The 6,707-nt window shown below is 37.1% G+C and carries 6 protein-coding genes; 3 read left to right on the top strand and 3 right to left on the bottom strand.

Annotated elements, in window-relative coordinates; all coding sequences use genetic code 11:
- The first annotated feature begins 643 nt into the window (after positions 1–643).
- From ACP5P5_RS10050 to ACP5P5_RS10040, 3 genes are all read left to right on the top strand, one after another.
- Entirely contained in the window at positions 644–2,593 is a 1,950-nt protein-coding gene (locus ACP5P5_RS10050; protein ID WP_428285976.1) for a M1 family metallopeptidase, read from the top strand.
- A gap of 325 nt (positions 2,594–2,918) precedes the next feature.
- Positions 2,919–3,203: a Crp/Fnr family transcriptional regulator gene (locus ACP5P5_RS10045; protein WP_428285975.1), complete on the top strand. Its 285-nt coding sequence runs from the start codon at positions 2,919–2,921 to the stop codon at positions 3,201–3,203.
- 291 nt (positions 3,204–3,494) lie between these two features.
- Positions 3,495–4,190, top strand: coding sequence for a GDSL-type esterase/lipase family protein (locus tag ACP5P5_RS10040; RefSeq protein ID WP_428285974.1), 696 nt, complete (start codon positions 3,495–3,497; stop codon positions 4,188–4,190).
- A gap of 138 nt (positions 4,191–4,328) precedes the next feature.
- Here ACP5P5_RS10040 and ACP5P5_RS10035 read toward each other — a convergent pair whose 3' ends face one another.
- The 3 genes from ACP5P5_RS10035 to sqr are packed head-to-tail and all read right to left on the bottom strand — an operon-like array spanning position 4,329 to position 6,403.
- Positions 4,329–4,811 (bottom strand): DsrE/DsrF/DrsH-like family protein, encoded by a 483-nt coding sequence (locus tag ACP5P5_RS10035; protein WP_428285973.1) that lies wholly within the window; start codon positions 4,809–4,811, stop codon positions 4,329–4,331.
- A 17-nt stretch (positions 4,812–4,828) separates the two neighbouring features.
- Positions 4,829–5,137 carry a TusE/DsrC/DsvC family sulfur relay protein gene (locus ACP5P5_RS10030; RefSeq protein ID WP_428285972.1) on the bottom strand — a complete coding sequence of 103 codons (309 nt, stop codon included), beginning with the start codon at positions 5,135–5,137 and terminating at the stop codon, positions 4,829–4,831.
- Positions 5,138–5,167: 30 nt separating this feature from the next.
- On the bottom strand, positions 5,168–6,403 hold the full coding sequence (gene sqr / locus ACP5P5_RS10025) for a type III sulfide quinone reductase, selenoprotein subtype (RefSeq protein ID WP_428285971.1): 1,236 nt from the start codon (positions 6,401–6,403) through the stop codon (positions 5,168–5,170).
- Positions 6,404–6,707: the final 304 nt, after the last annotated feature.

Below are 6,707 nucleotides of genomic sequence, written 5' to 3'. Positions count from 1 at the left end.
ATCAATGGGCGGCAAAACTATGGTGCAGCATGCACCTGCTGCCTGCTTGTTATATGCCTGCTTTTTGTTTCATAAGGGTATTTACCCTACGCTCTTTATCAATAAATATACCCACACCATGCCCCGGCCTATGAAACAAATAGGGTAATGGTACAACAGGTAAACTAGGCATCTATTCAATTCTATTTATGGCTTCGCCACTGTCACTCACAGAATAATTTCCCATCAGCAAGGCCAAATTTTTTACAATAATGAAATACTAAAATAATTATTACTCATCATACATAAAAACGTATTTCTACGTATTGGAATAGTTATTTTGTTTAATTTATTTTCTTGCAAAATGCAGGCTAAAATTTCCATGTATTCACTTTTCTCCCTACCTCCTTCGAGACAACTTCGATACAAGTTCGATACAGTTTCGGCAAATGCCGAAAAAATATGGGGTTTGCATAAAATGAGTCGAACACCTGTCGAACAAATCTTTCCCAATACCCACCATTGCTAGGTTTTTTTCATCCAATATTAATTTTTACCTAAAATGCTCACCAATCATCCAATATTTTTTTTAATACCTGCCTACCTTGCTTATCTTAGATGCTCTTTTTTTAGCATCTTTAATTATTCATTCAAATTTTAGCACATGAAGAAATGGAGTTCTCTTTTACTGGTGCTGGCTATGGCCATGGGTGCTCAGGCACAAACTACCGGTAATTACAATCAACATGAGGCATTTGCACCCATGTTTTATCCCGCCTTTGGCGATAAAGTAAGGGCTGCCGATGGTACCCCCGGTCCGGAATATTGGCAAAATCGCGCCGACTATTCCATTAATGCAGCATTAGATACCTTGAATCAAAGCATCAAAGGGTCTGTTGTTATTAATTATACCAATAACAGTCCGCAAAATTTGTCGTTTTTGTGGTTGCAGTTAGATCAGAATATTTATAACCAATCTTCTCGCGGTGTGGCTACCACTGCTGTTACCGGTGGTCGCTGGGCTAACCGTAATAATTTTAATGGGGGGTATAATATTGAATCGGTTGAAGTAGTGGTTGAAGGTAAAGCCGAAAAAGCCAATTACTTAATTAATGATACCCGCATGCAAATTAAATTGTCCAAATTATTGAAAGCACAAGGCGGAAAAATTCAGTTGAAAATTAATTACAGCTTTAAAATTCCTGAATATGGTACCGACCGTTTGGGTAGATTGAATACAAAAAATGGTTGGATTTATGAAATAGCACAATGGTACCCCCGTATGTGTGTGTACGATAATGTGAATGGTTGGAACACTTTACCTTACTTGGGTCAAGGTGAATTTTATTTGGAATATGGTAACATTGATTATAATGTTACGGTACCCGGTAATTTAATTGTCGTAGGCTCCGGTGAATTAATGAATCCACAAGAAGTTTTAACCGCTACGGAATTAAAACGTTGGAAAGAAGCTTCACAAAGTGATAAAACTGTTATGTTACGCACGGCTGCTGAAGTAACGGACCCTAATAGCCGTCCGTTTAAAAAAATGCTAACCTGGAAGTTTAAATGCTTAAATACCCGCGATGTGGCTTGGGCTGCTTCACGTGCCTTTATTTGGGATGCTGCCCGCATTAATTTGCCCAGTGGCAAAAAATCGCTGGCTATGAGTGTATACCCTGTTGAAAGCAATGGTGATAGTAGTTGGAAACGTTCTACTGAATTTGTAAAAGGAGCTATTGAATATTATTCAAAATATTTATTTGAATTTACTTATCCTACCGCTACCAACGTAGCCGGTATTGTTGGTGGTATGGAATATCCCGGTATTGTATTTTGTAGCTACCGTGCAAGCGGTCCTAGCTTATGGAATGTTACTTCACACGAATTTGGCCATAACTGGTTCCCCATGATTGTGGGTAGTAATGAACGTAAATTCCCTTGGATGGATGAAGGCTTCAATACCTTTATTAATACCATGGCAGATGAAAATTTCAATAAGGGTGAATTTTTAGACCATCGTATGGATAATCGCCACATGGCGGCTCGTTATGTGTTTAGAGATAGCACCGAAAGTATTTTCACTATTCCCGATGTTATTCAACCGCAAAACTTGGGTGTATATGCATACTATAAACCCGGTATGGGCTTGCAATTGCTGCGCGAAGAAATTTTAGGCCCCGGTCGTTTTGATAGCGCCTTTAGTTATTACGTACACCAATGGGCATTCAAACATCCAACCCCATGGGACTTCTTCCATTGTATTGAAAACTATACCGGTGAAACCCTCGATTGGTTCTGGCGCGGTTGGTTCATGTATAACTGGCGTATTGACCAAGCAGTAAAAGGTGTTACTTATAATGATAATAATCCTGCCGATGGTAGTTTAATTACCATTGAAAATTTAGGTCAATTGCCTATGCCGGTTACGGTACAAATTACCGAAGCCAATGGTAAAGTGGGTACCGTTCATTTACCGGTTGAAATTTGGCAACATGGTGCTACCTGGAAATTCCGTTATCCATCAACCGATAAAATTACCAAAGTGGTAATTGATCCTAACAACAAAATACCCGACTTTAACCACGCTAATAATACCTGGAAAGCAGAGTAATTAGCACAGTTATTGCACACAATAATTTCCGGATGGTGTACCTCAAAATACCCATCCGGAATTTTTTTATTAGTGTACAATCAACAATTGCATCATGCTTGCGAAGCATATATGCTTGTACAATGAGCTACCTACTTACTTTTCGAATAATGAAATGAGTTGGTTGGTTCAATTGAATTAATTTGCAGCAATTAATATTGGGTTTCTTGTTTTAAAATCAGCGCATTGTTATCATCAACATTATTATGAGCAGTAGCTATATTCAGCACATCAACTCTAAAGTAAAACTTACTGAAGCTGAAGTGGATTTAATTCAAAAAACATAGTGCATAAAAAAATTCGAAAAAAGTACTATTTCTTACAAGAGGGCGATGTTTGTAAATACACTGCTTTTGTTGAAAAAGGATTGTTACGTTCATACACCCTTCATAATAATGGCAATGAACACATTGTTCAATTTGCGATGGAGGGATGGTTTATAGCCGATTTATATAGTTTTTTATCAGGCGAACCTGCTGTGTATCATATTGAAGCGATTGAAGATTCTGAACTTGTATTAATGTCAAAAGCTGCTAACGATTTGTTGTTGCAGCTTATACAAACATTTTAATGAATTTACAAAAAAAGAAAAGCCACCTACCAATAGCAATATATATATATTTTAATTGTATGATAGGTGTAGCAATTGCTATAAATATATATTTTAAAAATATTTGTTTTCGCCTTTTTGCAATTGTATATTTAATAAAAATTATTAAAGCGACTTACGTCGGTCTCGTTTACTTATTCCCTCCTTGCTTTGTTGGATATATATTTTTAGTTCCTTATAAAACTTTGTTTTAAACGGGGGCTTTGTATTATGTCAATCAATGTTGGGATGAACCATAAAATTAAAAATAGTATGAAAAAACTAGTAACACTTTTGCTGCTAACTTTTGCAACGGTGGTTGCCGGCACGGCGCAGGTAACCAACCAGCGTTTGTTTGACACAACGGGCTTTATACCCGAACATTATGCCGAACGAATAGCTTTATTTGCTACACAAAAACTGCCCAAACATCCCATTGTTTTTCTTGGAAACAGTATTACCGAAATGGGCAATTGGCAAAAATTATTAAACGATTCTAACGTGGTGAATCGGGGTATTGGTGGTGATATTACCTATGGTGTGCTGCATCGCCTACCGGAAATTATTGCCATGCAACCGGCAAAAGTATTTCTGCTTATTGGTATTAACGATATTGGGAAAGATATTCCCGGTACTGTTATTGCCCACAACATTGCTACCATTGTACAAAGATTAAAAGAAGGGAGTCCCCATACCCAAATTTATGTTGAAAGCATAATGCCTGTTAATCCAGATGTGTTGAATTTTCCCCAACACTATGATAAGCAGGCATACATTTTAAAGGCCAATCAATTAATTAAGGCTGCCATACAGCCATTGCAAGTGCCATTCATTAATATTCACGATTTATTTACCGATGCAAAAGGCAGATTAAATGCCAAATACACAGCCGATGGGCTTCACTTAACCCAAACCGGTGGCGGTTATGAAAAATGGATTGCCTTTTTAAAGAAAGGCGGCTTTTTGTGATGATAAATATTGCTAATGTATAGGCATTAACTATAGTATAGTTGGTGAAAAAGAAGGGAATGGAATATGGGCATACAAAAAAATACGGGTTATGGAAATAACCCGTATAATACCACAATCAATGGTTTGCCAACCAATTTAAACGAAAAGCATATGTGAGCCTAATCCGGCTCCTTGTTTGTAAAAATCGCCTACAGTTATAATGCCGTCTAAATCATCATACAAATCTTCCTTCTTATAGTGAAACATATCCATGGCTAACTTGCAGGCCCAAAGTTTAACGCCGGAAGCTTTTAAAATATCTAAGAATTCTAGCACATCAGGCATATCAATTCTTTCCATTTCTTTTTTCATCATGCTAGTTGCCAGTGCTTCTACACCGGGTAAACCACCTAACAGTGTGGGAATGTTTAAAGCAGGGTTACCAACGGTGGCGGTATGCAAATGTTCTAATTTCCCTTTATGCACTGCCTCTAAACCAAAAAAGGTAAAAAACATTTCAGCTTCAATGCCTTCCATGCGGGCACCATTGGCTAAAACAAAGGCGGCATAAACATTTTCAAGTGAGGCTTTAGAAAGTATAATCATCATCTTTCTTACTTCGCCATTAAATTCGCTCATATAATTTTTTTTAAAAGTTAAATACAACTGGCAGGTTTAGGTATGCCGGCAATTTTTGTAGCCGCTTTTAATGGGGCATTTGGAAATAATTGGTAAAATTCCTTTATGTCTACTACACCGCTTTTACCTATTTTTCTAATACTTAGCGGACTATCGTTTTTGTATTCGTTTTGTAAGTATTTAATTACATCCCAATGTCTCGGGGTTAAAGTAATGTTTAAACTGTTGGCAATAGCTTCTGCAACGGCAGGAGTCCATTGTGCAAAATTGGTTAGGTAACCTTCTTCGTTTACGTCAACAGTGGTGTTGGCTAATTGTGTTTCCATTGTGTTTTATTTTATGGTGAAAAATATTCTTTAATCAAAATGTTTACCTGCTTCCTGCATGGTGGCTGACACAAAAGGTATATGTGTTCCTTTCAAAAGCATATTCCAATAAATCCACCTAAAGGCTAATTTGCCCATATGGTTCATGCGGCTTTCTTTTAAAAGTCGAAGTGGGCCAACGCCGGGGAAAGGAAATGTACCTTCAACGGGTTCATGGGTATAGTTAAAATCAATCAGCAATGCTTTACCGTTACCTGTTTCAATAAAGCAGTTGGCATGTCCGTCAAACTCTTCTTTTAAGGGTTCACCTTTTATGTAGTGCAGTATATTTTCAGTTAATATTTCGGCTTCAAAGTGTGCTACAGAGCCTGCTTTTGAAGCGGGAATATTAGAAGCATCGCCAATTACGAAGATGTTTTCATGACTTTTTGATTGTAAAGTTGCTCGGTTAGTGGGTACATAGTTTAACTCATCACCTAAACCTGAGCGCTCCATAACGGCATCACCTTTATTAGTAGGTACGGTAACCAATACATCAAAGGGTACTTCTTTACCGCTGTAGTCAATTATTTTTTTGTTTTCGTTGTCTACTTCCTGAATAGCAAAGTCGCTAACAATGCTAATATGTTTTTCATCTAATAAATGCTGTAATGCTTCAGTGCTTTTGGGTTTGGTAAATGCTCCGCTTAAGGGTGTAACAAAAGTGATGTTTACTTTGTCACGCATGTTTTTGTGCTTAAAGTAAGAGTCGGCCAGGAATGCAAATTCCAAAGGTGCTACCGGACATTTAATGGGCATTTCGGTAATGTGTACTACCAGGTTTCCTCCGGTCCAGTCTCTTAATTTATTGCGAAGTGCTAAAGCCCCTTCAAATGAATAAAAGTCAAATACTGACCGATGCCATTCTGCACCTTTCATGCCGGTGGTTTCTTCCGGTGCTATTTTGGCGCCGGTAGCAATAATTAAAATATCATACGGAATGGCGGTACCGTTGGTTAATAAAACAGTATTTTTTTGTGCTACAACTTTATCAATACTTTCATTAATAAAGTTGACACCCTTAGGTATAAATTCAGTAATAGATTTTATAATGTCTTCAGGGCTGTAAATATCAAAGGGTAAAAACAGATAACCGGGTTGGTAATGATGTTCTTTTCGTTCATCAATAATGCTAATATCCCATTCCTTTAAATTTAATTCGTGTTTCAGGTGGTTGGCCATCATGGTGCCTGCAGTGCCGGCTCCTAATATTACAATGTGTTTCATATGCTTTGCTTTGATGATGTAAAATTACCTACGCCTACCGGCTTGTATTATGATAGATGTTAGTTACACTTATGATTTTAATCATGTTTATGTAGGCAAATGGAAACCCATCTGTCTTATGTCAAATAAAAAATTTGGACAATAATGGAAGTGTAGTTATATATATAAGACTTTGTTGTCGGTCAGAACTTGTTTGTAGAATAACTTGGTTATTATATTTTTTTGTTTGAAGATGAGTTAAGCGTTACTACACTATAAGCGTATAATCTTTTAAATTGTAATTAAAATCACATTCCCCTTGTCA

It is taken from the genome of Hydrotalea sp. (genome assembly GCF_049968455.1).
Classification (GTDB): Bacteria; Bacteroidota; Bacteroidia; order Chitinophagales; family Chitinophagaceae; genus Hydrotalea.
The sequence above is the reverse complement of the archived record's forward strand: the minus strand, read 5'-3'. Positions and strand labels throughout refer to the sequence as shown.